Below are 23,616 nucleotides of genomic sequence, written 5' to 3' on the forward strand. Positions count from 1 at the left end.
TGCGAAGCATCTCCCAGACGTGGGTTTCATACCCGCGGTGACCGTACTGGGGATTTTCGTCGTGGCGTAATTTAGAAAACACGAGCAACGAACCATGTCCACAGGAATAGTCACTCTCATCGGCGCCGGTCCCGGCGATCCGAATTTGATCACGGTTGGCGGCGCTGCGGCGCTCGCCGCGGCGGATGTCGTCGTGTACGATCGGCTGGCGCATCCATCGCTGCTGCGCCATGCGCCGCGCGCGGAGAAGATCTATGTCGGCAAGAAAGCCGACCAGCATGCGATGAAGCAGGACGAGATCAATGCGCTGCTGGCCGAGCGCGCTCTGGCGGGCCAGAATGTCGCGCGCCTGAAGGGCGGCGATCCGTTTGTCTTTGGGCGCGGCGGCGAGGAAGCCGAATATGTCCGCGAGCGTGGGATCGAGTTCGTGATTATCCCAGGTGTCACCAGCGCCATCGCCGCGCCGGCGTACGCGGGTATTCCCGTCACGCACCGGGATGCGGCGTCTTCATTCGCCGTGATTACGGGGCATGAGCGGGACGACGCGCGCGAAAGCGGCGGCCGTGCGGCGGGGCAGGCCGAGGGGCGGCGGCGCTGGGATAAGATCGCGAACGCTGGCGACACGCTGCTGTTTTTGATGGGCGTTGAGAACCTGGAAGAAATCACGACGCAATTGATGGCGCATGGCCGCGGCGCCGATACGCCGGTGGCGCTGGTGCGATGGGGAACATGGGCTGGGCAGCAGGCGACGCTCACATCCACGCTGGGCGAAGTGGTGGAGCGCGTGCGCGCCGCCGGGTTCAAAGCGCCTGCGGTGACGATTGTGGGTGAAGTGGTCAATCTGCGCGAGCGCTTGCGCTGGTTCGACCGTGGCGCTTTGGCCGGCAAGCGGGTGATCGTGACGCGCGCCCGCGAGCAGGCGTCGGGGTTCGTCGAGATGCTGCGCGCTCGCTACGCGGAACCGATCGAATTCCCATTAATTCGCATCACATCCCCGGGCGATAATTACGCCTCGCTGGATACGGCCATCGGTCATCTCAATACCTACCGATGGGTGCTGTTTACGAGCGCGCCGGCGGTCAGCCATTTCTTCGCGCGTCTTTTCGCCGCCGGCAAGGACACGCGGGCGCTGTCGAGCGTGAAGGTTGGCGCGGTTGGCCCCGCGACGGCGGCGGCGCTGAAGGAGTTCGGCGTGGTCGCCGACTTCCGTCCTGAAGCCGCCACCGGCGCCGCGCTGGCGGAAGAACTGCCGGGAGAGATCGCCGGAGCGCGCATCCTGATCCCACGCGCGCAGGAAGGCGAAGCCGCGCTGCTGCAAATCCTGACCGACCGCTGGGCGAAGCCCGACGAAGCGGCGGCGTACGAGAACGTGGTGGACGGTGAAGGCGCGGAAGAAGTTCGTCAGCGTCTGGCCGAAGGCTCGGTCGATATCGTCACCTTCACCAGCTCGTCCACGGTCAAGAATTTCGTTTCGGCTCTGGAAGGGACGCCGCTGCCCGCCAGCGTTCAGATCGCCTGTATCGGCCCGAGTACGGCCGCGACCGCGACGGAACTGCTCGGGCGTGCGCCGGATATTTTGGCGAAAGAACATACCTTAGGTGGATTGATCGCCGCTATGGAAGAATGGGCGTAGCAATCGCCCCATCTATATTCTGCAATTCCTTGGACATTGAAACGCAATTAACATGACAAACTCCATCGACCCGACCCCCAACGACTGGGAAGACCCCAGCATGCTCTCCCGAGGCCGGGAGCCGGCGCGCGCGTCAAGCCTGGCTTATGCGGACGCCGAATCGGCGCTCGCCGGCGAGCGTGGCGTGTCGCCGTTTTTTAAATTATTGAGCGGACGCTGGCGGTTTCTCTACGCCGAATCGCCGGCGGGTATTCCGGACGGATTCGGCGGCGAGGGCTTCGACGCCGATGGCTGGGAGACGATCCCCGTGCCAAGCAGCTGGCAGACGCAGGGCCATGGGACGCCGAACTATAGCAATGTTCGTTTTCCCTTCCCCGTCAATCCGCCTTTCGTCCCGCAGGACAATCCCGTGGGGCTCTACCAGCGCACGTTCCATCTGCCCGACGATTGGGATGACAAGAAGATCTTTCTCAACTTCGAAGGCGTCAACTCGGCCTTTTACGTCTGGCTGAACGGCGAACAGATCGGCTACAGTCAGGGAGCGCACCTGCCGTCGGAATTCAACATCACGCCCCATATCCGACTGGGGACCAACACGGTGTCGGTGCAGGTCTTTCAATGGTCGGACGGAAGCTACATGGAAGACCAGGACATGTGGCGCCACAGCGGCATTTTTCGCGATGTGTATTTGACGGCGATGCTGGCGACGAGCCTGCGCGATGTCACGCTGAAGACGATTTTTGACGGTAAGTTCGAGCACGCGACGCTGAGTATCGATGCGCAGCTCGGCACGAGCGGCGGGGGCGCGGCGCCCGAAGTGACGCTCGCGGCGGCGCTCTATGACGCCGACGGTAAGATCGTGGCCGAGCGCACCCTGGTGGAAGGGATGACGATTGAAGATGACGGCGATGCGGAGCTGGGAACTCATCTGTCCGTGGAGTCGCCTCGGCATTGGACAGCCGAAACGCCGAACCTCTACACACTGCTGCTGACAGTCTCTGACCCAGACGGAACGCCGCTGGAAGTGCGTCCCTTCTCCGTCGGGTTCCGGCATGTCGAGATCAAGGACAGCGTCTTTCTGCTCAATGGCGCTCCGATCAAGCTGCGCGGCGTCAATCGTCACGAAAGCCACCCCGATTACGGCCACGCCATTCCCCTGGAGCATATGATCCAGGACATCTTATTGATGAAGCAGCACAACATTAACTGTGTGCGCACTTCGCATTACACATGCGATCCGCGGTGGCTCGATTTGTGCGATCAGTATGGCCTCTATCTGATCGACGAGGCCGATCTGGAGACCCATGGTTTCGCCGAAATCCGTAATGAGAACCAAATTTCCAATGATCCCGAGTGGGAAGAGGCGTATGTGGACCGCGCCGAGCGGATGGTGGAGCGGGATAAGAACCATCCTTCGGTGATCATCTGGTCGCTCGGCAACGAGTCTGGTTATGGCGCCAACCATGACGCCATGGCGGCGTGGATCCGCGACAAGGACCCGACGCGTCCGATCCACTACGAGCAGGCGTTTGAAGCTCCGGTGGTGGACATCGTCAGCAATATGTACGCGAGCTTGGAGAAGTGCATTGCCGAGGGTGAGCGCACCGACGACGCCCGCCCATTCTTCCAGTGCGAGTACGCGCACGCCATGGGCAACGGCCCAGGCGGCCTAAAAGAGTACTGGGAGGCGTTCGAGAAGTATCCCAGGCTTTTGGGCGGCTGCGTCTGGGAGTGGTGCGACCACGGCGTCCGGCAGCGCGCCTCGCACGGCGAGGAGTGGTTCGCCTACGGCGGCGACTTCGGCGACTATCCCAATGACGGGAACTTCTGTATCGACGGCCTCGTCGGCCCTGACCGCGAGATCAAGCCAGGCTTGATCGAATACAAAAAGATCATCGAGCCTGTGCATACGGACGCCGTCGATCTCGCCTTGGGGACCGTGCGCCTCACCAATCGATACGACTTCCGGACACTCGCGCATCTTCGAGGGACATGGTCGTTGACGGGAGACGGCAAGACGCTTCAGCAGGGCGAACTTTCCCTGCCGGAGATTGCCCCGCATGCGTCCGCCGAAGTTTCGGTTCCCATCGGTGATTGGGAGAAAAAGGCGGGCGTTGAGTACTTCCTGAACCTGAGCTTCACGCTGCGCGAGGAAACGCCGTGGGCGCCGATCGGCCATGAGGTCGCGTGGGCGCAGTTGGCGCTCCCGGCGTCCGGTCCCGCCGCGCCGCCGCCGAGCATCGCCGGCATGCCCGCGTTGGTCATCGACGAGAACGAGCGCGCCATTACGCTCTATGGCAGCGACTTCACGCTGGTCTTCGACCGCTGGCGCGGAACGATCGGAAGCTGGGAGTATCAGGGCCTGCCGCTGCTGACGGAAGGCCCGCGCCTGAACATCTGGCGCGCGCCGACCGACAACGACATTTGGGTGGCGAAAGAGCAGTGGTATCCCCACGGCCTGGACAAGCTTCAGCATAGCGTCCGCCGCGTTCAGCTCGTCAGCCAGTCGCCGCGCAGCGCGACCATCGAAGTGACGGCCACGCTCGGCGCCGCCTACCGGGCGACCCGCTTCGATGTCATCTACGTCTACACTATCTACGGCGGCGGGCAGGTCAAGATCGAGACGCGCGTCACACCGTTCTCCGTCCCTGAGATCCTGCCGCGCGTCGGCCTGCAAATGCGCGCGCCTGGCGGCCTGGAGCGCTTTAGCTGGTATGGCCTTGGACCGCATCAAACGTATCGCGACGTGCGCGAAAGCGCCCGCGTGGGCGTCTACTCCGGCACGGTGGAGGACCAGTATGTCCCTTACATCATGCCTCAAGAGAATGGCAACAAGAGCGATGTCCGGTGGGCCTCCCTGACCGACGACTTCGGCCTCGGACTCCTTGCCACCGGCAACGCCCTGCTGAATGTCAGTGTCCACCACTCCACGCCCGAGGACTTCACCCAGGCGAAGCATACCTACGAACTGACCCGCCGCGATGAAGTGATCGTCAACATCGACCACGTCGTCCACGGCATCGGCAGCAACAGCTGCGGCCCCCGCGTTCTTCCGCAATACGATCTCAAGGCCGAGGAGACATCGTTCACCGTTCACCTCCAGCCGTTCAGCGCCGAAAGCATCGCTCCTATGCGCCTCTGGCGGCGGCTGGCGGGGTCGTAGGACGGATTTCGCTCGTAATTTGATAATATAGCGTGTGCTCGTCAGAAAGCCGGCGAATGAATTTGCGCCTACAAAAACGGTCGTCCGCCTGCGCGGACTTCTGAACCCACGCAGGTGGGTGACCGTTTTTACAGGCGCGAATTCATTCGCCGGCTTTCTTCGCGTATCAACTGCGTTTAGGCCTATGCGCCCCATCGTTCCCGCACCCGATGCGCCGAGTACAGGCAAATCTCCCACAGATCTCCCACGGGTTCCTGAGTGTACGGCAGGACGGGCAGGTACGTCGGCGGGCCGTATTCGGGGGTGAAGTAGATCGTGTCTTCGCCGCGCGCTTCGTGGGCGGCGTGGATGCGATCCCAGTAGGTTTCGAAACGGGTGACGGCGTAGGCGAACTCCGGGGCGCGAGGGTCGGACACCTGCGGTCCTTGCTCATGGCCGACGCGCCCGTGGACATGATGGGACCGCTCGTACGCAATCTTCATGTTGGCGTCGTTTTCGTCCAGAAGGCGCTCACAAACGCAGGTCCAGTGGCTGAAATCGGCCGCGATTTTGAGTTCCGGGAACTTGCGCAGGTACGCCGCCGTGGTCCAGGGGTTGAACAGCAGGCGTCCGCGATGGGTCTCGTGGGTAATCTTAATCCCACTTCGGCCTTCGGCAAGAAGCGCGCCTTCGAAGAAGTCACAGCCGAGATCGAACGGCATGTGGTCAGCGGCGGAGTGAACGTTCAGGAATTTGACATCCAGTTCCGAAGCCCGCGCGACGCCGTGGTCCAGGGCCGCAACATCGTTGGGGAACAGCATGCCGACAAATCCCAGCTCCCGAGATTTCAGCTGTCGCTCGAATACGGCGAGATCGCCATCCGGGATCGGAGCTTCGACACCGTCGTAACCGGCCTCGGCGATCCGGTCAAGCTGCTCATCCAGCGAGCCTTCCATTCCCCAAAGCGCTTTGTAAACTTGGAGCTTCATTGGTAAACGCCCTCCATGGACGGTGTATTAAGTGTGCTGTTACGCATGCCGCAGATAGCCAGCGATTGAAATCGCGCCTAGAAGTGCACGATGTGCCCCTCCGGGCACTCCAGAAACCTGGCGATTGCGTTTCTTATCAGGAGTCGGCGGAGGCCGACATCGTGCTTTTCTAGGCGCGATTTCAATCGCCGGCTATCCGTGGCATGCCACGATGTAATTCGCCGGTCATATGCTGCATAGCGCCGGTAAGTAAGTTGCGGTCATCGGGCGCAGGCCGAGGGGTTCTCGAAACTGTTTGTATCGTCTTCGCCGAAGCGGTCCTGAAGGCATGCGAAATCTTTTTCCAGCAGCAGGCGCAGGGAACGGCCATCGCCGATCTCCTGGGCGGCCTCCACCCCAACCGTCTCAGTATTCACGAGATTGGCGGCGTCTTCCTGCCGGATAAACATGGAGATGTGATTCGCCGCGATTTCCGCCGCCAGCGGCGCGGCCTGTTTGCGGGCCGTGATTGTGCAGCGAAGCGTGTTGTGCGGTCCCGGTCCGAACTCCGTGCGATCCTCCACCACATCGCCCAGCTCCAGCGCGGCGATCTCCAGGCGGTCCAGACGAATCCGGACGGAGTTTCCTCGAATACGTACTTTCATCAGTGTTCTTTCCTATTCAAATCACGCCACTCCTCCGGGGTATTGACGTTCATGAGCGCCCTGCGAATCTCCTCGGGGGCATCAACGAGCGTGAGCGCCGCGTCTTGAATTAACCCATTCAGTGAAAGCCTGCCGGCGGCGATCCGCGCCCTCATCGGTTCACGAAGCGATTGTCCATAGACGGCGAAGAGCGGCTCGATCTGATCTCCATTGCGCGCGGCGACGCCGGGTGAGTGGGGCGGCAGACGATTGGCTGTGTCCAGCAGCCAATCCAGCGCGAGCCCATCCAGATGGGGCATATCGCAGGCGACGGCGAGGATCGATCCTGCGCCGGCTTCCAGCGCCGTCAGGACGCCGCCCAGCGGTCCCACGTCGGGGTATCGGTCCGGCAGAAAATCGACTCCCGCAACCTTCCAATCCTCAGGCTGCGGACGCCCGATCACGCGCACGAGGTGGCGGGTCGAGAGCGCCGCGATCGCAAGATGCTCCAGCAGAGGTTCGCCATTCCATGGCAGAGCGGCCTTGTCCCGACCCATGCGGCGACTGCGCCCGCCGGCGAGGATGGCGATGACGATCTGTTCCATACCAGACAGCGTACCCCGAAATTGTTTCGACTCGGATACGCGCGGCAATGCATTCGTTCAGGCGCCGAACACAACACTGGCGATCGAGTGCGGCGGCAGCGTCAGACTCCAGCCTGAAACTGTATCGCCTTCGACCGTTATGGAGACCGGAGCGACGTTGTCTGGAGCCTCGGGGCCGTTTACGGCGCGTGGATGATCGGCGGTCAGTATCTGCGCCGAATGGACGGAGGGGGCGGTGACGCCGGTGAGCGTGATCGTCGCGAGCTCGGTCAAATGGCGGTTGATGAGTGTGACGGCGTAGGAGCCATCTGTGGTGCGGGAGGCGGTGGCGCTGACGGCGGGCGTTTCATCCGGCAGAGAGGGGGGGGAAGTGACCTGGACTTGCAGCGCCTCGGCGCCGAGGTGCGGGGTGTGCAGACGCAGCAGGTGGTAGGTCGGCGTCAGCCAGAACTTGGCGCCCTGCGTCATGATCGGCGCATGGAGCACGTTGACGACCTGTGCGAGGTTCGCCATGCTCAGTACGTGACAGTGACGGTGGAAGCCTTCCAGCGCGATGGCGGCGGCGATGGCGTCGCGCAGCGTGCCGGCCTGCTCGTAGGTGGTCGGCTTGCGTGGGGTAATCCCTTTCCCATCGTCCCAGCCGCGCGCTTCGGGGTGCCAAACGCCCCATTCGTCCAGCGCGATGCCGACTTTGTGATCGTCGCCCATCTCCGCGCGCAGGATTGCCTCGGTGCTGATAATCAGTTTTTCGGTCTCGGCGGCTTCGGCAAGCAGCGCGTAATACTGCTCGTCGCTGAAATCGATCTCGGGACCGCCATTCCACCAGTAACGGTGGATAGAGATGTGCTGGATCAGCGATGGGACGCGCTTCAGCGCTTTCATCAAGACGGTGTTCCACTCGTCCTCTAAGCCACAGGCGACCATCTCAATGGTGGGATCCACATGCTGGAGCATGGTGGCGTAACGGATGTATTCGTTCGCATAAGTTACGGCGTCGTAGTTGCCGCCGCAGCCCCAGTTCTCATTGCCGACGCCCCAGAGCTTGACGCCGTACGGCTGCGCCGATCCGTTCGCCGCGCGCTCGCGGGCGAGTGTCGTGTCCACGGAGCTGTTGCAGTATTCGATCCAATCGCAAAGCTCCTGCGGCGTCCCGCTGCCCATATTGCCGGCGAGATACGGCTCCGCGCCGATGCGTTTGCAGAGCGCCAGAAACTCATGCGTGCCGAGACTGTTGTCGTCCTGCACTTGCAGCCCGCAGGACATGCCCAGTCGGACCTGGCGCGTTGACGCCGGGCCGATCCCGTCGCGCCAATGGTAGTGGTCCGCATAGCACCCTCCCGGCCAGCGCAGAAGAGGGGTGGGGAGGGCGGCAAGCGCTTCCAAAATATCGGTGCGGAAGCCATCTTCGTGGGGTGTCCAATCGCAATCGGCGCCAACCCAAAGGCCGTCATAACAGCAGCGGCCGAGGTGTTCGGCAAAGTGGCCGTAAAGACGGGGGGAGATCGTTCCGATAGGAGCATCGGCTTGAATTGCAATGGTAACGTTGTTCACTATATCACCTTAGTTAATCGTTTAGCTGGGAGTTATCTTACCCGGTTTCGCTTCGTTTTTCAGCGAAACCAGGCACGAATGGGAATTGGAAAGTTCTTTGCGATGTGGATGAAAAGCAGTTACGCTTTTTCGGCAAGCAGCTTTTTGATACTGGCTTCAAGGAAGGGCTTTTCGCCTTCTCCGTAGCCAATCCCGCTCCAGCGGATCACGCCCTTTTTGTCGATTAGAAACACCGTGGGAATGGTGCCTGCGTTGTATTTCGCGGCCATGGAGCGATTCTGTTCGGGCGAGGCCGACATGGTGTAAGTGACGCCGAAGGACTTCATGAACGGCTTGACCTGATTGGTCGTGCTGGAATCGTCGACGCTGATCCCGATGACTTTCAGGCCCTTCGCATGAAATTGCTTGTGCAGTGACTGCATCATCGGGGTCGCCATGCGGCAGGGGCCGCACCAGGTGGCCCAGAAGTCCATCAGCACGACTTTTCCACGCAATGATTTCAGGCTGAGCGGGGCGCCCTGAACCGTGCGCGTACTGAAAGCGGGCGCCTTGCTTCCCGCCGGAAGCGCAGCGTCCTGAGCGTGCGCCGCGCCGGCGAGAGCCATGGCTCCGAATATGAGGACTGCCCGTCCCATGAGAGTTGTTGTTCGCATCGTCGTCGTGCTCCTGATCGCCGGGCGATCTTTATCGATCGTCTTACGATCGTTTGCGGCCTGGAAATTTCCGAATTGCAATGACTTCCTATCATACAGATTTCGCGAACGCGAGGTACAATAGGGACGTTTTCATCTTATTGCATAGATGAACCTCATTATCCACAAAACAGCCCCAAATATCACATCGCCTTTTCAGGCGCCTTCGGCCACACCGAGCAGAGACATTACGGACATCGACAGCGGACATCACGTGTTTGAGCGCACGGTGATTATTTGACGCGTCTTCGTCCCGTGTTTGTTCCTCTGTCTCACTTTTTCAATTTGCGAAATCGAGGAACGTTGCTATGCGTGAACGGTCCATCTATATTGGCATCGTCGTGATGCTCTTGGTCGCCTTCGCCATCGGTGGATGGCGCTCCCGCCACGCCAATCTGGGCGGAAGCGGCGACGGCGTCGTCAATCTCACTCTCCTGACGACCGAGGATAAGGCGAGCTGGGTGCGCGCCGAAGTTTATCGATTTAACTACGAGAACAACAAAAAATATCACGTGAAGACCGTCTACGCCGATGCGCGTTCGGGAATGCAGGCGATTTTGAACGGCGGTCAGAAGCCTGCGCTTTGGAGTCCGGATAACCCGATGTGGATCGCACAGGCGTCGAACGTCTGGCATGGGCGGCGCGGAACGTCGCTGGTCGATCTTCAGGATCCATCCAGCTATCGCGTTTTCCTGCGCACGCCCGTCGTGTTCCTGACGACTAAGGACAAGGCTTCGTTTTTACGCGCCCATCTCGGTGGATCCAATCCATGGCGCAGTATTGCCGACATGGGCTCCGGTCGTCTCCATGCGCCGTGGGGCGGGGTGCATTTCGCGCACGCCGATCCGCTTGTCTCCAACGCCGGTATGCTGACGCTGGGGATGATGCTGAATGAGTATGGCCGCGAGAACAACGATTCGGGCGACATGGTCAAAACCGCGGGACGTCCTGAGTTCGGCGCGTATCTTTCGGGCATGGAGCGCGGCTTCCAATACGATCCATCGTGCGCCGCCGGTTCGTTCGCGCTCGTGGAAGATTATTTGAAGAACCCCAATGGACGCGACTTCATCACGGCGTATGAGAGCACGGCCCTCGGGGCCGCCGAGAAGGATCCCAATCTTGCCGTGGTCTACCCCAATCCCACGCTCGAAGCCCAGCAGTCCATGTGCGTGCTGAACGCGCCATGGGTGACCTCCGCGCAGCGAGAAGGAGCGCAGGCGTTCATGGCCTATGTCCGGCGCGACCAGGCGCTGCGCGACGGTCTGAAGTACAACATGCGTCCGGACACTCCCGGCGACGAATTATCCCTCGCTCCCAAGCTCCGCGCGCACGCCGCGCAGGGGTTTCAGGTCAACTACAGCGCTGAGGATGTTCCTCCCTATGAGGCGCTCAATCTCGGCGCCGCTCAGTGGAGACGCCATGTGCGCACAGCGTCTCGATAGCGCATTCCGCCGCTCGGCGGTTACATTTTCAGAAAGGGTATTGCTATGTCACCCCAAGAAAAACTTCACGCGGCTCTTCGCAGCCCATATAATCTTCTCGCACTCAGCTTCGGCGTTGCGCTGACGGCCGTCTATCTGAACCTTCTTCCGCTGGAGATCGCTCTGGCGTGTGAAGTGGTCTACCTCGCTGTGCGCGCCTTCTGGCCGAACAAGGCGATCCTGCCGCGTATCGAAGTCCGCGCGATCCCGGCGTCTACCAGCGCTTCCCAATCCCGCGGCGCGCCGGTCACTCCCTCGCCCGTTCCCGAAACTCTCGCCATCCCCGTGGAGCGGCAGGCGCCCGAAGTGCGCCGCCCGCTTGGCGGCGCGGCGAGGCTTCACGCGGCTGCGAGCCAATCTCCCGACGAGATCCTGCCGCAGATCCGCCGCGAATTGCAGATGCGTTATGAAGCTTTGCAGTCCTCGCTGCACGTCGTCAAGCTCATGTCCGAATCGGATGCGCCCGCCGCCAAGGAGATCCCCATCCAGCTCGAATCTCTGATCGGCAAATTTCTTACGTTCGCCCTTCATGAAGAACACCTGCGCGATACTCTGGAAGCCCTGCGTGATGAAGCGCGCGCCCTCGGTGACTCCGTGGGTCTGCTGCCCCGCACGATCGACGGTAAGAACCAGCCGCCGCCCTACCTGCATCTTTCCTCGGGCGCGACTCCTGCCGCCGGAGGCGACCTCTGGATGCAGCAAGTCATCAGAGAGGCGCACGAATACTACGAGCGCGAGCTGGCCGACCTCGCCTGGCGGCGAGAGCACAGCTTCGACCCCGAGGCGAATGCCGCGCTGGAGCGTCGCAGCCGCGTCATCCTGCGCCGCAACAAGTATGTGGACCAAGTGGGAAAGATGCTCAAAAACGTGATCTATACGCTGGATTTGATCGGCAAGCGGTTTGAAATCACGACGTCAGAACTCAACGACCGCGCCCCCGAGCGCATCCTGCCGGATATCAAAGCCATCGTTCTGCAAGCCGAATCGATGGCGCGCACGCTGGAGGATTTGGAGCCGTTTGAAGAGTTAGAGGAAACGCGGGCGGCCTAGCGCTTTGTTCTTGTTGCACGCCGATTTCATGACGTAAATGGCCTTTCAATATTCGAGAAAATCATAAATCCATGATATTCTCGCGCTCAATTTCGTTCGCGCAAATACCGTGACGTACGAGCGATGAAATTGGCGACGCCTTCCGGCATGCCGTTGTATTGCAGTGGCTCCGGCTGTTGGTAATCGGCCTTCACTTCGCGCATTGTCCGGGCGTGGGGACTCAAGAAGCGAGGTTGGGTATAGCCATATCGATGACCGTCGTGTACGACTTCGATGCGTTCGAGCGTTGTTTCCCAGCGATAGCCGCGTTGATAAAGCAATTCAATCACCCGCCAGCGGCGCAGATCATTTTTGCGTGGCGGCTTGAACTCTTTTCCCATATTCGCCATGTCTCGCTCGCACTCAGGACAGGATGCTGAGAGCGAATTGTCTCGATTGTGTCGCCAAATCCACGATGGTTTGTTAAACATCTTGCGGCACTGGAAGCAGGCGAAGTGCAAACTATAAGAATGGTAGTGGGATAGCTGCTCCTCCGAACTGAGCCTCGCTTTTTTATTATGTTTCATTTGAGATTTACCATCGTCCATTTGCCCACCGGCATCCGGCTTGATATTGTGCTTCCAACGCCCGCCATGCTTTGACAGCGTGCCGCTTCGGTGGCCGAAAGGCTTTGCCGACGTTGTATAGTGTTTGGCCGCATTCCGTACATTTCACTTCTCGCGATCGCATGGTTCGCAGCTGATGCGCCGTGAACTCAAACTCTGAGGGTTTGCGAAACATTTTACGGCAGCGAAAGCAAGCCCAATGGTGCTGATAAAGCGCTCCAGGGTACGGGCAGCGTTGTGTTAACGGCATAGCCAAACTCCATAAGCCTTATCGGCGTTCGCGACAAAGCCGGTGTTGAGTTCGATGGCGCTCAGCTGAGTGTTACAGCGCACCTTTGGTAGATTATACCGAGGCGCGAGCGGTTTCATTGCTTGACGGCGCCAGACGTAATCCCGGCGATGAACTGCTTTTGGAAGAACAAAAACGCCAGCACGAGGGGAAGGGTGGTGAGCAGCCCGCCGGCCATGAGCATGCCGTAGGGCTGGGTGTTTTCGCCGTTCAGCAGATAGATCACAAGGGGCAGGGTGTACATGTCCTTGGTGCGTAGCACGATGAACGCCCACATCAAGTTATTCCAGGAGCCAATGAGCTGCATGATCCCCAGCGCCGCGAGCGCGGGGCGGGCAACGGGGACGACGATGCGCCAGTAGATTCCGAACTCGCTGCAGCCGTCGATCCGGGCGGCGTTGATCAGGTCGTCGGGCACGTTCGCGATCATATACTGGCGCATCCAGAAGATGCCGAACGCGCCCACAAGTCCGGGGACGATCAGGGCGGCGTACGAATCGATCCAGTGCAGCCGAACCAGGATCATATAGGACGGTATCAGCGTGACGGCGCTGGGGATTAGCATGGTCCCGAGCACAAAATTGTACAGGCGGTCTCGGCCGGGCGCGAGCGGATACTTCGCGAACGCATAGCCCGCGAGGGAGCACAGAAAGACCGAGAAGAAGACATTCGCGCCACTCACGATGACCGAGTTCACGAAGGCGCGCGGCAAGTTGGTCTTGTGGAACAGGTCCGAGAAGTTTTGCAGCGTCGCTGGATGCGGGATCCACTGCGGCGGCATCGCGAACATCTGCCCCTGCGTCTTGAACGCCGAAATCAACAGCCAGTAGAACGGGAAGAGGAAGACCAGCGCGAAGATGGTCAGGATAGCGTAGATCGCGCCGCGCTCCACGGTTCGCCGCCATTTTCGTGTAGGGTTCATCGTCGTCCCTCGTCCAGTGCGCGGCGGTTCGCCCGGTTCATCAAAGTGGTCGCGACGATCACGGTGATCGATACAGAGTAGGCGACGCACGAGGCGTATCCCAACCGGAAATCATCAAACGAGATTTGGAAGAGATACATGCCGAAGTTCGTGGACGACGAGCCGGGGCCGCCGTTGGTCATCACGAAGATCTCATCGAACATATACAGGGTTCCCAGCAGCGAGAGCAGTCCGCAGAACGCCAGCGTCGGCCGCAGCAGGGGCAGGGTGATATGAAGCATCTGCTGGATCTTGCTCGCGCCGTCAAGCTCGGCGGCCTCATAGTAATCTGCGGGAATCCCCTGCAGGCCCGCCAGCATCAACACCATGTTGTATCCCGTCCAGCGCCAAACGACGAGGATGGCGATGGCCGCCTTGGACCACGATTCGCTTTCCAGCCATGGGATCGGGCTCAGATGCAGCCAGGGAAATAAGTGCTGAAGCGCGTAGTTCAAAACGCCGTGTTCGGAGCTGAAGATCAATTGGAACACAAAGGCGATCACGGCCATCGGGGTGACGCAGGGGATAAAGAACGCGGCCCGGTATAGCGCCTTGAACTTCAGCCACGGCGCGTTGAGCCACTGGGCGAAGAGGAACGCGAGGATCATCATCGGAGGCACATACAGCAGGCCGATAACGACCGTGTTGCCGAGCGCCGTCCAGAGCTGATCGTCGCCCAGCATCTTCTGGAAGTTCGAGAGACCAACCCAGTGCGCCGGTGTCAGGCCGTCCCATTTGACGAAGCTCAGATACAGTGAGAACAGTAGTGGGTAGAGCCCGAAGATCGCGAAGAGCAGGAAAAACGGGGCGATGAACAGATAGAAATGCCGATGCTTCCAGAGACCTCCAGAAGCAGCTTTTCGTATTTCGACAGTCATTGGGCGCTCCCGATAGTCGACGGGGCGATCGGACGATCCAGGGCGCGGCTCATCCGCCGGGCCAGCGGTCCAAGGACGTCGCGGTTCGGGACGCCATCGGCGTACCACTGGCTGAGCGCCTGCGTGAGATAGCGGCTGGCTTGTCCGTAATCTGCCGTTCGATTGAGCGGGTTCATCTTGTCCACATCGGCTGCGAATAGCCGTCCGACCGGCTGCCCGCCAAAGAACTTATCCGGTTCATCCATTTCCTTAGCGTCTAGAGCCGGGAGCAGTCCGGGATAGATCCCCTTTTCGTACATGCCGATCTGCCCCTCGTTGGTGCAGAGCGCATATTCGATAAACGCCCACGCCGCCGCCTTGTTCTTGCACTGTTTCGGGATCGCGAGCACCGATCCGCCCAGGCTCGAGACATATGGCCCGCCGGGCGTCATCGACGGCAGCCGAAAAACGCCCCATTGCGCTTTCGGACCGGGGTAGCTCTCGACCATGCCTTTCATCGTCGCCTCCAGCCAGACGGCGTTAACATAGGTCGCCAGTGAATCGCTGTTGAAGCCCGCAAGATACTCCGGCCCGAACGGCTGAATATTCGCGCTGATCCCAGATTGAACGATCTTGCGGATGATCCCCAGCGCCTGCTGGGATTGCGGGCTGTCCACCGCGACCCGTCCCTGCGCGTCGAAGATCTGCCCGCCATTCTGCTGGATCAGCATCTCGTACATATTGGCGAGGGCGGTCGATCCCATCGATAGCATCTTCGTCCGCCCGCCGGATTTTTTCAAGATTACCTGACCTGCCGCAATATAGTCATACCAGGTGTGTATTTCGGAAGGATCGATCCCATACTTCGCGAACGTGTCCTTCTTGTAATAAACGGCGCACGGCCCGATATCCCACGGAATTGCGTACACACGCCCGTTCAGCATGCAATCGTTCCAAACAGACTTTGGAAAAAGCGCCTGATACTTTTGCGCCACCGGCGTCAGGTCTTCAAACTGCTCCGTTGCAATATAATGCGGCGCATCGGAGCGCTGCAATTGCGTCACGTCCGGCGCCCCGACCCCCGCCGAAAGCGAAAGCATCAGCCGCGTAATCATCCGCGCGCCGGTCACGATATGGACATGAACGTTCGGATCGCGCTTCTGAAACCCCGGCTTGATCGCCTCTAAACTATCCGCCGCCGGGCTCCAGCTCCACACCGTCACATCGCCGCTTACTTGATCCGCAGGCAGCGCCGCCAGCGGAGCGCTCGCCGCCGCCGGCAAACGCGTCGCGGAATGGATCACCGCGCCAATTACCGCCGTGACGAGCAAGGCGGCCGCTAGCCAGGCCAAAGATCTCTGATAGGTTTTCATTGGGGTAAAAAGTCAGGTGCTTCTAAACGTTTCTCTATCATAGCGTAATATCGCATTCGTGTAAATAGGACCGGTAAAAAAAGAATGCAAAATTGAGAAAGGGAAGAAGAAGGCGCGTCGATCCCTTCAAAATAAGCGCCGTCGTTCGAAGAGAATGAGTTTTGCCAAATGAACGGCGCAATCACCACGGACGAGGCTGGCGGTTAAAACCGCGCCTGTCAAGAGCGCGGAAACCCACATGCGTGGGTTACATGATCCAAAGCGGTACCGCCATAAATATGCCGTAAATTAGGCGGTATCGTTGAGGATGCGGTCATAATTCTGACTGTAACAGTGTCCAGAGAAAGTCGAATAATCGTGATCCGACAATAGAACTCGGTTCGTCGTAGCCGTATTCATGGTCAATAAAATAAATGGGAGTTGTGAAGTTTGTTTGGTCGGATGCATCAAGGATATAGTAGTTTCCGCAGCCATCCCCAGCCACCGGAATCCATGCTTTCGACAACCAAGTTGGAAAAAGCCGGAAGTACTCTTCGATCAAACGACCCTTCTCGGCAGGAGCGACGCCAAAAATACCGCCAGGACCAATATTACGAGCGTTGTATACAAATAGCCATTCACGCAATTGTTGTGGAAGAGGATAGGTTAGAAGATCCTCTAATCTTTCTATCTCCCTTTCGTCCGCGCCGCTAGGCAGTGGTTGTTCCGGGGCGCGTGGAACGATGCGTACCAAGTCTATAACATCGTCAATAGTTTTCATGAAATCAATCGTCCTACTGTGTAGGAAAGTCCGGCGGCATCCAACTCGGCAGGTCACTGAGCGCGGCGCTCGCTTCGGGGGAAGTCGGCACGCCCCATGCCTGGAAGAAGGGACCGAGGTTTCGGCCTACCGTGCGTGAGAAACGTGTCATCCACTGATCCCGTTTTTCCAGATCCGTCTTGGGGCGAGCAGAGTCCGGCAGCGCGCGGTATTCGGCAAAGACCTTCTTGTAGGCGTCCCAGCCGAAGCCCTCTTTCAGCTCGATGTACATCGTCAGGGCAATCCAGGGATCGTTCTTCCACTGATTGAAGTCGCTCCCGCTATGGGTGTATTTCTCCAGACGCGTTTGCATCGCGTCCGGGTACAGGGAGGGATGCTGGGAGGACATGAGCCCACAGACCGTTTCCATGATGTACAGGTCGAAGACGTTGTTTGTGACTTCCCCGGTTCCGTCGAAGGTCCAGTCGGATTGCTGGTGGTTATGGCCCATCTCGTGAAAAAATCCCCATGACTTGCTTTTCCCATCGCCGTTGGTGAGGATTACGTGCGTGCTGACGACATCGTTCGCAACGTCCAGCCCCATCATGATGGGATAACCCGAATGCATATAGCCGACGCTGATTTGGCGGTCAACGCAGTAGCGCTCCGGACGCAATCGATGGTGGGGGATTCCGGCAAAGTCGGAGTAACCATCCATAATACGATCCCAAAGGACCATAAGGGCTTGCGGGTCGTCCAGAGCGCGAACGGATGCCGAGGGAACGGTCAAGATCACATTGTCGCCCTGCAGTTCCGCCCAGGGTGCGGGATTATTGCGGATCGCTGTGCGCCATGCGGCAGGATCGGTTTCGCCTTTGACAAAGTATGGGGCTTCGACGGCATGGCCGATCGTGACAGAGATTGTGCCCAAGGTGCAGCCATCGGGAACGACGATATAGACTGCTCCCCCGAACGCATTCGCGGCGACGGTTTGAGCGGCGTTCAGAGGGAAAACGCGCGTGATCGCTGGAGCGCGTTCCCACTTATTTAGGGGCCACAAGGTATCCGTGTGCGCGCCGATACGGACCTGGAGGCCCTGCTTCACGGCGCTCCCCGGCGCGGTAACGGTGATCTGTTCGCCAGGAGCCGCGTACAAGCCGGTGCTATGCCACTCGGGGACGCTGGCGTCAATCTTGACGGTCTTGGTCACGCGCGCTGCGTCAGACGCTACGGCGCCGGGAAATGATGCGGCTGCGGGGAGAGCATGGACCTGCGCGGCCGGCGCCTGCATTGCCTGTTGAACCTGGAGCGACAGGGCGATACGCTCAACCAAATCGCGCTCCATGAGCGGTGTTTCCAAACGCAGAGCAGGGTCTTTTTCGTGCTGAGTTCTCAGAGAGTTCAGACGAGGCAGCAGGATCTTGTCATCCGGCGGCAGACTGCTGACCGCCAGCAGAACCGTTTCCACGGCCTGTCCCGAGCTAGGAACGGCTGGGGTGGCGGGGGCAAGACCCTTGGGAGGCGATGATGAGAGGGTATCGAGCACAACGGTGAGAGCATCCGAGGCGTTGAGCATCTCGCTTGGAATCGCTCCGGCCAAATAGCCTTGCGGCGCCGTCGTATTGAGCGTACCATCGGACCAGACGAGACCGGCGGGCGCCAGGAGGCGGTTGCCGCCGTGCTGCGTTAACATCTTGTTCGGATTGAGCTGGAGCCAGCCCCAGCCCAGTTCCGCCGCAAGCAGCCCTCCGCCGCCACGCAGGTAGCGATCCAAGGCCGTGATTTCGTTTGGCGCGAGATCCGCCAGCGGACACGAAACAACGGCGTCGTCCTTCAGCCGATCGGTCCAATGTGCGCCATCGAGTATATCCACGGTGACGCCGTGCGCCTGCAAGTAGGCGGCCAGGCCAGGCCGCTGTCGAACGCCGACTCGTACGGGGCTGCCAGGCCTCGCCAGCCAGCGGACCGCATTTTGCACAAGCGCGCCCGTGTCGGCTGCGTTCAGGGCCTCGGCATCCAAATAGCCCGGATGCCCGAACACGACAACGCGCCCCGCTTTCAGGCGAGAAGCGGCCACGACCGTCGCCGCCAGCCCATCGCCGACTTGTCCGGTGACGAGAGGAAAAGCATCCTTCCCAAAGACCGAAACCGGTCCTGGTAACCCCGGCGCATCGATCGTCGTGACGCCGGCCAGCAGTGTTTTCTGATCGGCTTCATGCGATCCATCCGCATGACACACGCCGCCCATCAGAGTAAAAATCGCTGCAATAGAGACGATAAACGTAAATTGCCTGATCAAAAACACCACCTCTTGTGTAAATAAGTTTAGTGCGCCGCGCCTAGCCAGATTAGGCGTCCATACTCTTCCGCCAGCCAGCGGTCATTGGCTTTTGTTCTCTACAATTATTTCGTAGGCGCGATGCGCAAAGGGCCATTGTTTGTTTGATAGGCGTAGAAATGTGAATCAAGCGTAAAGACAATGTCCATCTTCAGGATTTCAGCGGCGGCTACAACGGCTGCATCCGCTTGATCCATGGGGATATCCCGATAAGTCTTCATCAGGGACGCCATACGATCGTATTCGTTGGCAGAGGACTCGTGTACCGTAATTAGCCCTGCCCGGCGTGCTCGCCACAAGTCCGCTTGTAGACGATACCCACCCGATCGATGGAGCAAATACATTGCCTCCGTAAAACACGCGGAGGGTACAAGCAAATTACCTTGTCTCATGGATTTTACGAATTCGATGCAGGCAGGATAATGCTGATCGTCAACGTCGAAAAGCGCGACGATGGGGCCGGTGTCAGTAAGGATCACAAGCCGCCTCGACTTCGGACCACTTGCCTGTTCCTGTACCCGCCGACCTGTCTCCAAAGACAGCAATCCACTGCTCGCCAAACGACGGGTTCTTGTCGCTCTGGCGGACATCTTCTTCCGCTAACAACTTCAAATATTCCGAGACGCTTAACCCGCGTTGATTCGCTCGCGCTGAGATCAAGTCGCCGATGTCGCTGTCCAATTCCACAGTGTATGTCATCGCGTTGCTCCTCTCGAAGATTTTACCATGACGCCGTAATTTAGTGCGCCGCGCCTAGCCAGATTAGCCGTCCATACTCTTCCGTCAGCCATCGCCGGTCAGCGGGCGTTCCCTGGAGTGCGCGATTGACGGCTTGTTCGAACTCCATCTCGTCCATGTTGCCTGTCCCCCCGGCGTAGTCGGCGCTGACGGCCTGGGCGCCGGCGTAGAGGATGACTTCGAACTGGATGTCGCCTGAGGCGCTGTCACGCCAGGCGCGGCCGACAAACGCGCCGAGCGGGCCGTTATCTGGGATCTGTTCCTGGAAAGCATAGCGCCAGCCATCGGGCGCATTGTTCGGAGTGGCGAAGAAGTGCAGTTCCTCGACACTCGTTTCCGGATCGGTCTCCACACGTACGTACGCGTTATCTCCGAGTATATTCGGGTCTTTGCGCACCCGGGTCAAAATCCGTCGCCATTCTTCGTCCGGCAGTTTCCACTGCGATGTTTCTTGTTCCACATCGCCATTGTACCTGGTATCCACACGATGCAAATTGCCGCGAACAAATGTTTGATATTGCGCTGCCTTGGTTAAAATCTCGTTATCAAGAACGACCTGGTTTGGAGGATGGAATGATGGCGACAAAACAAGTGGAGAAGAATGCATTAGACGATCTGCGCAAGAGCGATGTCATGGCGCATCTGCTGGATTCGCTGGACGCAGGCAAGGATATCGGCCACTACGGCCGGCTGGTCTTCGCGATGGTGGCGCGGCACTTCCTGCCGGAAGACGAAGTCGTACGCCTCTTGCAGCAGGACAATGACTTCAGCGAAGAAGAGGCCTGCGCGCTCTATCTGCAAGTACAGGGCCACGACTACAACCCGCCCAAGCGCGAGAAACTGCTGGACTATCAGTCAAAACAAGACTTCCCGATCGTTCCCAAGCCGGATGATCCCGACTCCGGCAATCTCTATCGTGACCTGAAATTCCCCGATCACGTCTACGAGCACATCAGCGAGTACTACGGGGAAAAGGCCGGATCCTAACCCTCACGACGCCGGGCGCGGTTGCGCCCGGCGTCACCACGCCTTCGCCCACTCCGGCGCGGCGAGTGGCTCGAATGTAGAACTGTTGAAGTCTGCGAGTTCAATGGCGCCGTCAAGCCCGTTTTCCATCGAATTGCAAGCGAATACCTTACCATCTCGCGTAAACACCAACCGCCCGCGCTGGTCGACATCCGCCCAATCGACTCCTGTCAGTATGAGAAGATCGGAGGGTGTTCGCAGCGTGTAGGAATATCCCTGCATTCGTTTTGTTTTGACCAGTGTCGCGTCTGACGTCGGTAACGGCTTTTCGTAGACTTCATTTTCAAGAACGGATTTCCAGCCGGTAAGCTCCAAATGCCGTTGGTGTATGGAGGCGCTGTTTTCGTGTGCGAATGTCTCTACATGCAGGCCAGCCGGGAACCGACCTCGCTTTGGAATCTGCCGCTTTTGCACATCGGAGACTTGGCTGCGCCCGATCATCAAGAGCTTGCTGCTCAGGAAGTACGCGGGGCCGTTGCTCCAGGCGCTCCAGACCGTGAGCGCCGTGAAGTAGGGCGGTCGGCTGAGAACGCCATAGTAGGAGCCGATTTTGCGGTCGTCCTGATGCTTTCCATCGTACTTGCCTGCCGTGTAAAAGAACAGGGCGCCATCGGGTGAGAGATCGCATCGGTCTTCGTAAACGCGTCCTTTGAGCCATTGGCCAAGCTCGAATGTGTCTGACCCGGTATTCCACTTGATCATCTGTACATTCTTGGCGGGACCACGCCGCAGCAAGACCGCGACCGGCGCTTCGGCGGCGAGAAACCCGTGCAGGCGGCATGGAGGCGGCGGCGTACCGTGGTTGGTGTTGTCCATAAAGGATTCTAGCATAGAGGCGCAAAAAAAGAGCCGGGCGCGTTGGCGCCCGGCGAGTAAAAGGAGATTGTTCAGATCTACCTTTATCTTCGGTGGAAAACCTGGTAATCTTGAGGGGATTTTGACCGCGTTTCATCGTCCTCGTTTGGTTGGAATAGTATTGGCATAGGGAGACTATTTTCATGGATGAACTGAACGAGCAGATCCGCGCGCTGATTACCCTCGCGCGTGAGTGGGAAAAGGACGAAGAGTTTGGTTATTGGGCGGATCAGTGGCTTTCGGGTGAGGATCAAAGCCCAGAGACGGCGCAGCGGATGAATAAGTGTCTGAAGGATCGGATCGATCCCAAGGCGGTGGAGACGCCGGGAACGCCGGATTTCTTTGCGAACAACGCCGTGGCGGCGACCGACGCCGTGATGCTGCTGCATACGGATCTGCCGCTGGAAGACAAGCATTCGACCATTGAGGCGCTGCTCTATAACACCCAGCTTGCGATCCGCGATCTGCAAAATACGCCTGCTTCCTAAGAGCGTTTCGGCGACGCGCGGGCCTCTCTCCGTCCGCGCTCGCCGGTTGACAGCCCACTCCCCGTGTGCTAAACTGACTCCGATTCCAACCCCTGTTTTTGAACTGGAGCGCCATTCGCTTGACTGTACCCGCCACCCCGATTTCCACTGCCTCGCGCGCCGCTGTCGCCGTGCGAGAATTGACCCAGCCCGAAGACCGTGAGCTGTGGGATAACTTTGTCGGCGCCGTGCCGGAAGGCGATGTTTTGCAGGCCTGGGAGTGGGGCGGGGTGAAGGGCGCGGACTGGCGCCCGATCCGCTATGGCGTCTTTCGCGGCGATGAGATCGTCGGCGGCGCCGCCATTCTCTGCCGTAAACTCCCCGTGGTCGGCAACTTCTTTTACGCGCCGCGCGGTCCTCTGCTCAAGGACTGGACGGACGCCGAAGCGCTGAAGGCTCTGCTGGCCGCCATCAAAGAGCGCGGCAAAAAAGAAGGCGCGGCGTTTCTCAAGATCGATCCCGCCGTTCCGATCGAGCGCGAGGATGTCGCGGAGTTGCTGAAGGCGCAGGGCTTCGCGCCGCCGCCCGACGCCGATCCGCAGGGCTTCGGCGGCACGCAGCCGCGCTGCGTGATGCAGCTGGACCTTGCAGGTCGCAGCCTGGAGCAAATTCTCGCGGCCTGCAAATCGCAGGCGCGTCGCAATATCAAGCTATCCACCGAAAAGCATGGCGTGCGCCTGGTCGATAACCCGACGCGCGACGATCTCAAGGTCTTCAATGAACTGATGAAGATCACGGGCGAGCGCGACGGCTTCCGCCCGCGCGGTCTCGGCTACTTCGAGACGATCTGGGACAACCTCGTTCCCGCCGGCCTCGCCAAGCTTTTCCTCACGGAGTATGAAGGCGAGCGTCTGTCCGGCGCTCTGTGCTTTATCATCGGCGACAAATCCTGGTACGTCTACGGCGCATCGTCTAACGAACATCGCAACGTGATGCCTAACTACGCGATGCAGTGGGCGATGATCCGCTGGGCGAAAGAGCAAGGCTGCACGTGGTACGATTTCCGGGGCGTCAGCCCGCGACGTAAACAAGAGGGGGAATCGTCTTCCGAGTTAGAAAAAGAAGATCATCTGCAAGGTCTCAATCGTTTTAAAGAAGGCTTTGGAAGCCGCTACGTCGAGTACCTCGGCGAGTTCGATCTCGTGTATAAGCCCTTCGCGTACTGGGCTTATACAAACGGCAAGCCGACCGCACAGCGCTGGGTGCGGAAGATCAAGAGCGGCGGGAAATAAAAGCTGACGCGTAGATCCCGTTGGAAACAATGGGATGATACGCAGACGCCAGGGCATTCGGTTCGCGGGTATGAAACCCACGCCTGGGAGCGAAGCGCTAACCGTCCGTGCCGGACGGAAGAATAATGGTCAACGGCCAGTAGCATTTGCGTCCGGCACGGACGCTTAGCGGCTCTGGCCGCTCCCAGCCATGGGTTTCATACCCGTGGCGTTCGCAGGCCGAATATCTGGGAGCCTGAAAAACCCTGGTAATTCTGCCGATAATCAATGTGAGGTGTTCAAGGAAGAGCCACTCCACGCAACGGACTTG

22 protein-coding genes are annotated in these 23,616 nt (G+C 59.4%); 7 read left to right on the top strand and 15 right to left on the bottom strand.

Going from position 1 to position 23,616, the window contains the following annotated elements:
- The first annotated feature begins 94 nt into the window (after positions 1–94).
- Together cobA and ABIZ35_RS02870 are read left to right on the top strand one after the other, a co-directional pair.
- Positions 95–1,633 carry a uroporphyrinogen-III C-methyltransferase gene (gene cobA, locus ABIZ35_RS02865; RefSeq protein ID WP_348218361.1) on the top strand — a complete coding sequence of 513 codons (1,539 nt, stop codon included), beginning with the start codon at positions 95–97 and terminating at the stop codon, positions 1,631–1,633.
- Between the two features lie 52 nt (positions 1,634–1,685).
- Positions 1,686–4,796: a glycoside hydrolase family 2 TIM barrel-domain containing protein gene (locus tag ABIZ35_RS02870; RefSeq protein ID WP_348218362.1), complete on the top strand. Its 3,111-nt coding sequence runs from the start codon at positions 1,686–1,688 to the stop codon at positions 4,794–4,796.
- Between the two features lie 182 nt (positions 4,797–4,978).
- Here ABIZ35_RS02870 and ABIZ35_RS02875 read toward each other — a convergent pair whose 3' ends face one another.
- From ABIZ35_RS02875 to ABIZ35_RS02895, 5 genes are all read right to left on the bottom strand, one after another.
- Positions 4,979–5,764 carry a hypothetical protein gene (locus tag ABIZ35_RS02875; protein WP_348218363.1) on the bottom strand — a complete coding sequence of 262 codons (786 nt, stop codon included), beginning with the start codon at positions 5,762–5,764 and terminating at the stop codon, positions 4,979–4,981.
- 260 nt (positions 5,765–6,024) lie between these two features.
- Positions 6,025–6,408, bottom strand: coding sequence for a hypothetical protein (locus tag ABIZ35_RS02880; RefSeq protein WP_348218364.1), 384 nt, complete (start codon positions 6,406–6,408; stop codon positions 6,025–6,027).
- On the bottom strand, positions 6,408–6,992 hold the full coding sequence (locus tag ABIZ35_RS02885; RefSeq protein ID WP_348218365.1) for a molybdenum cofactor guanylyltransferase: 585 nt from the start codon (positions 6,990–6,992) through the stop codon (positions 6,408–6,410). Before ABIZ35_RS02885 ends, ABIZ35_RS02880 begins: the two co-directional genes overlap by 1 nt.
- A gap of 57 nt (positions 6,993–7,049) precedes the next feature.
- A complete protein-coding gene (locus ABIZ35_RS02890; protein ID WP_348218366.1) occupies positions 7,050–8,543 on the bottom strand; it encodes an alpha-L-arabinofuranosidase C-terminal domain-containing protein in 1,494 nt (497 codons plus the stop codon).
- 119 nt (positions 8,544–8,662) lie between these two features.
- On the bottom strand, positions 8,663–9,196 hold the full coding sequence (locus tag ABIZ35_RS02895; RefSeq protein WP_348218367.1) for a TlpA disulfide reductase family protein: 534 nt from the start codon (positions 9,194–9,196) through the stop codon (positions 8,663–8,665).
- A gap of 347 nt (positions 9,197–9,543) precedes the next feature.
- Between ABIZ35_RS02895 and ABIZ35_RS02900 the strand changes: the two genes are divergently transcribed.
- The gene (locus tag ABIZ35_RS02900; protein WP_348218368.1) at positions 9,544–10,677 is read left to right on the top strand and encodes a substrate-binding domain-containing protein; all 1,134 of its coding nucleotides are present in this window, start codon (positions 9,544–9,546) and stop codon (positions 10,675–10,677) included.
- 45 nt (positions 10,678–10,722) lie between these two features.
- The gene (locus ABIZ35_RS02905) at positions 10,723–11,766 is read left to right on the top strand and encodes a hypothetical protein (RefSeq protein ID WP_348218369.1); all 1,044 of its coding nucleotides are present in this window, start codon (positions 10,723–10,725) and stop codon (positions 11,764–11,766) included.
- 86 nt (positions 11,767–11,852) lie between these two features.
- Here ABIZ35_RS02905 and ABIZ35_RS02910 read toward each other — a convergent pair whose 3' ends face one another.
- The 9 genes from ABIZ35_RS02910 to ABIZ35_RS02950 form a co-directional block, all read right to left on the bottom strand.
- Positions 11,853–12,353 (bottom strand): hypothetical protein, encoded by a 501-nt coding sequence (locus ABIZ35_RS02910; RefSeq protein ID WP_348218370.1) that lies wholly within the window; start codon positions 12,351–12,353, stop codon positions 11,853–11,855.
- A gap of 383 nt (positions 12,354–12,736) precedes the next feature.
- On the bottom strand, positions 12,737–13,582 hold the full coding sequence (locus ABIZ35_RS02915) for a carbohydrate ABC transporter permease (protein ID WP_348218371.1): 846 nt from the start codon (positions 13,580–13,582) through the stop codon (positions 12,737–12,739).
- Positions 13,579–14,499 carry a sugar ABC transporter permease gene (locus ABIZ35_RS02920; RefSeq protein WP_348218372.1) on the bottom strand — a complete coding sequence of 307 codons (921 nt, stop codon included), beginning with the start codon at positions 14,497–14,499 and terminating at the stop codon, positions 13,579–13,581. The genes ABIZ35_RS02915 and ABIZ35_RS02920 overlap by 4 nt, the downstream gene beginning before the upstream one ends.
- On the bottom strand, positions 14,496–15,830 hold the full coding sequence (locus ABIZ35_RS02925) for a sugar ABC transporter substrate-binding protein (protein ID WP_348218373.1): 1,335 nt from the start codon (positions 15,828–15,830) through the stop codon (positions 14,496–14,498). The genes ABIZ35_RS02920 and ABIZ35_RS02925 overlap by 4 nt, the downstream gene beginning before the upstream one ends.
- A 334-nt stretch (positions 15,831–16,164) precedes the next feature.
- Positions 16,165–16,611, bottom strand: coding sequence for an SMI1/KNR4 family protein (locus tag ABIZ35_RS02930; protein ID WP_348218374.1), 447 nt, complete (start codon positions 16,609–16,611; stop codon positions 16,165–16,167).
- Positions 16,612–16,624: 13 nt separating this feature from the next.
- The gene (locus tag ABIZ35_RS02935; protein ID WP_348218375.1) at positions 16,625–18,889 is read right to left on the bottom strand and encodes a M60 family metallopeptidase; all 2,265 of its coding nucleotides are present in this window, start codon (positions 18,887–18,889) and stop codon (positions 16,625–16,627) included.
- Positions 18,890–18,993: 104 nt separating this feature from the next.
- Positions 18,994–19,407, bottom strand: a complete 414-nt coding sequence (locus tag ABIZ35_RS02940) for a PIN domain-containing protein (protein WP_348218376.1) — start codon at positions 19,405–19,407, stop codon at positions 18,994–18,996.
- Positions 19,394–19,627, bottom strand: a complete 234-nt coding sequence (locus ABIZ35_RS02945; protein ID WP_348218377.1) for a hypothetical protein — start codon at positions 19,625–19,627, stop codon at positions 19,394–19,396. The genes ABIZ35_RS02940 and ABIZ35_RS02945 overlap by 14 nt, the downstream gene beginning before the upstream one ends.
- Before the next feature lie 40 nt (positions 19,628–19,667).
- Complete coding sequence (locus ABIZ35_RS02950) at positions 19,668–20,126, bottom strand: hypothetical protein (protein WP_348218378.1); 459 nt, start codon at positions 20,124–20,126, stop codon at positions 19,668–19,670.
- A 113-nt stretch (positions 20,127–20,239) separates the two neighbouring features.
- Here ABIZ35_RS02950 and ABIZ35_RS02955 point away from each other — a divergent pair, with 113 nt between their 5' ends.
- On the top strand, positions 20,240–20,653 hold the full coding sequence (locus tag ABIZ35_RS02955) for a hypothetical protein (protein ID WP_348218379.1): 414 nt from the start codon (positions 20,240–20,242) through the stop codon (positions 20,651–20,653).
- A 33-nt stretch (positions 20,654–20,686) separates the two neighbouring features.
- Here the strand turns inward: ABIZ35_RS02955 and ABIZ35_RS02960 are convergent, their stop codons facing one another.
- A complete protein-coding gene (locus tag ABIZ35_RS02960; RefSeq protein ID WP_348218380.1) occupies positions 20,687–21,508 on the bottom strand; it encodes a hypothetical protein in 822 nt (273 codons plus the stop codon).
- A gap of 182 nt (positions 21,509–21,690) precedes the next feature.
- Between ABIZ35_RS02960 and ABIZ35_RS02965 the strand changes: the two genes are divergently transcribed.
- Together ABIZ35_RS02965 and ABIZ35_RS02970 are read left to right on the top strand one after the other, a co-directional pair.
- Positions 21,691–22,035 (top strand): hypothetical protein, encoded by a 345-nt coding sequence (locus tag ABIZ35_RS02965; protein WP_348218381.1) that lies wholly within the window; start codon positions 21,691–21,693, stop codon positions 22,033–22,035.
- Positions 22,036–22,154: 119 nt separating this feature from the next.
- Positions 22,155–23,306 (top strand): peptidoglycan bridge formation glycyltransferase FemA/FemB family protein, encoded by a 1,152-nt coding sequence (locus ABIZ35_RS02970; RefSeq protein ID WP_348218382.1) that lies wholly within the window; start codon positions 22,155–22,157, stop codon positions 23,304–23,306.
- Positions 23,307–23,616: the final 310 nt, after the last annotated feature.

This window comes from Capsulimonas sp. (assembly GCF_039929585.1).
In the GTDB taxonomy this organism is placed as follows: Bacteria; Armatimonadota; Armatimonadia; order Armatimonadales; family Capsulimonadaceae; genus Capsulimonas.